General features: G+C 42.5%; 1 protein-coding gene. It reads right to left on the bottom strand.

What is annotated here, in order from left to right:
* Positions 1-605: hypothetical protein (locus tag ACFILO_RS09605; RefSeq protein WP_375678227.1), on the bottom strand; the 605-nt coding region annotated here is incomplete at its 3' end.
* Positions 606-778: the final 173 nt, after the last annotated feature.

The raw sequence follows: 778 nt of genomic DNA on the forward strand, positions 1-778 counted from the left end.
AGAACAGATGACCCCTGCAACATATTCGAATAGGCATTATTATAAGAGGGGAATAAGTTGCCTATCATGCCTAAGCGGTTTTCATTTAGTTGATCAATCATCGAATTGGCTTGCATCATATGCTGTAAATCTCTATCACGCTGGCGATACTTGATACGAGCTAATTCATCATTAAGCCCCCTCTGTAACTCATTGTTATGCGCACTAGAGCCATAAAGACCACTACCTAAAAACTGTCGATTAATACTATTTCTTATTTCACTTAAGCCCTCTTTAAGTTCCTCATCAAATTGAGAATTCGGTCCCATCAAACCACCAGATGCAATCCAGTTAAGGTTTCTCGCAGACGATGTTGGAGTATTCATCAAATGATTCATATAATTCTGATACTGATGAGGAATAGCTCCAAGACCTCCAATTGCTTGATAAGTTGGAGCACTTAAAGGTGCAACACGAGGTCCCCCATATACATTACCACCCATCCCTGTATCATACATGTTATACGCATCTGCACCCCCACGCTTAAAGACATTCTGCATCCAAGTTGGAGGGGCGCTTGTTTGTACCTGCTTCTGTTCTGTCGTTGTTGGTGTCTTGCTCCCCATGTCACAATTCCTTCCTATAATAAAGCATAGCTATGCCATAGCCTTGCTTGTCCAATGCGCGCTTCCAACCTAAACGACCCAAGATCTCCATTTCAGAAGCCCCATTCTCACGCGCCCAATCCTCTACAAATGTCAAATTATCAACTTGATCAAGAACGCCCTTGCCACTACAT

Source organism: Bartonella sp. AP72JLCBS, from assembly GCF_042195705.1.
Lineage (GTDB): Bacteria > Pseudomonadota > Alphaproteobacteria > Rhizobiales > Rhizobiaceae > Bartonella.